The organism is Stenotrophomonas panacihumi, assembly GCF_001431645.1.
GTDB classification, from domain to species: Bacteria; Pseudomonadota; Gammaproteobacteria; order Xanthomonadales; family Xanthomonadaceae; genus Stenotrophomonas_A; species Stenotrophomonas_A panacihumi.
Genome location: NZ_LLXU01000033.1, coordinates 1 through 1445 on the forward strand (window position 1 = coordinate 1; position 1445 = coordinate 1445).

The 1445-nt window shown below is 69.8% G+C and carries 2 protein-coding genes; both read right to left on the reverse strand.

Annotated features, from left to right (window positions below; all coding sequences use genetic code 11):
* Positions 1-95 precede the first annotated feature (95 nt).
* Positions 96-908 carry an RDD family protein gene (locus tag ARC20_RS01470; protein WP_057643239.1) on the reverse strand — a complete coding sequence of 271 codons (813 nt, stop codon included), beginning with the start codon at positions 906-908 and terminating at the stop codon, positions 96-98.
* Between the two features lie 34 nt (positions 909-942).
* The coding region (locus ARC20_RS01475) for a pilin (RefSeq protein ID WP_057643242.1) at positions 943-1445 on the reverse strand (503 nt) is incomplete at its 5' end.

A 1445-nucleotide genomic window follows, 5' to 3' on the forward strand; every position in this document is an offset into this window, starting at 1 on the left:
CACTATTCAGACGCCCGGGGCTCGGCCCCGGGCGTCTGAATAGTGGAATCATGCCCGGCACGGCCGTGTCAAGCGGGACCGGGTGTCGCAGGGCCTCAATGGGCGGCGTGAATGCCGACCGCGACGGCCACGGCGACCAGTGCCACCACCCCCACCAGCAGCAAGCCGTAGAAGCACAGGATGACGATGGTGACCACGTCCAGCCCGCGCTGCTGCCGCTGCGGCTGGTCCGTGAAGGCCCAGCGGTCGACGACCAGGGTGTCGCAGATCAGGTCGTGCAGGGCCTGCTTGCGCTGGGTGAAGGCCGCGATCAGGAAGCCGATGTAGAGGGTCAGGTAGCTCAGGTAGTAGGCGAAGCCGCGGCCCAGGCTACGACCAAAGTTCAAGCGCTGGCCGTCGCTGCGGACCACCTTGATGCCCACCGCCAGCTTGCCCGGCGAGGCCATCAGCCGCGAAGCGTGGAAGCAGGTGAACCAGATGACGGTCACGAAGAAGGCGAACAGCTGCACCGCCAGTTGCACGAACAGGCTGCCGAACACGGCCGCTTCGCCGCCGTGTTCCCCGGCGATGCCCGCCGCGAAGATCATCGGCAGGGTCACCGGCAGGGTGATCAGGCCGATGGCAAAGCCGTCGATGACGTTGGCCGCGAAACGCCGCCAGAAGCCGGCGTAGACCACGTCCGGGGCCAGGGGGGCGGCCGGTGCGAGCGGGGCGGCGGCGGGCAGCTCGGCTTCGGCCAGCCCCAGCTCGGCGGCCACGGCCGACAGCAGCTGCCAGCCGTCCAGGCCTTCGCGCCAGACCAGGGTGGCAGGCTGCACGCCACCGGCCGCGTAGTGGGCCAGCAGCGCTTCGGTGTCGATCGGACCCTGCTGCGTCCCGGCAGCATCGGCGTAGTACCACTGCGTCATCGCGTTCTACTCTTCCTTGTATGCCGGCGTGGGCTCAGCCACGGCACTCGCGCGGCAGGTATTTGTCATCGATTTCCGAACTGCAGTGCCACTGGCCCGATTCCGGGTCCAGGTCCAGCCACAGCGCCTTGCCATCCAGCCTGGCCTGGCCGGGCACGGAGAACACCGCTTCCACGCCGCAGTGGCCGTTGTCGAAGCGGCCGATGCGCACGCTGCCGATCTCCGACTGCGCGTAGCTCTCCGGGGTGCCGAAGTTGCCTTCGCCGTTGACCGGGCAGCGCTTCTCGGTGGCCTGGAATTCCGCCACTTCGGTGCGCAGCGCGGCGATGCCGGCGTAGCCGGTGGCCACCTTCGCGCGCATCACGTACTCCTGGTACGCCGGCACCGCGATGGCCGCGAGGATGCCGATCACCGCGATGCCCAGCACGCCGACCACGCCGGCGATGATCGCGGCGATGGCGCAGCCGGACAGCCCCTTGCGGGGCGGGGTGACGGATGCGGCGGGCGGGGTCACCGCGGCGGCGGCCGGTGCGGTGG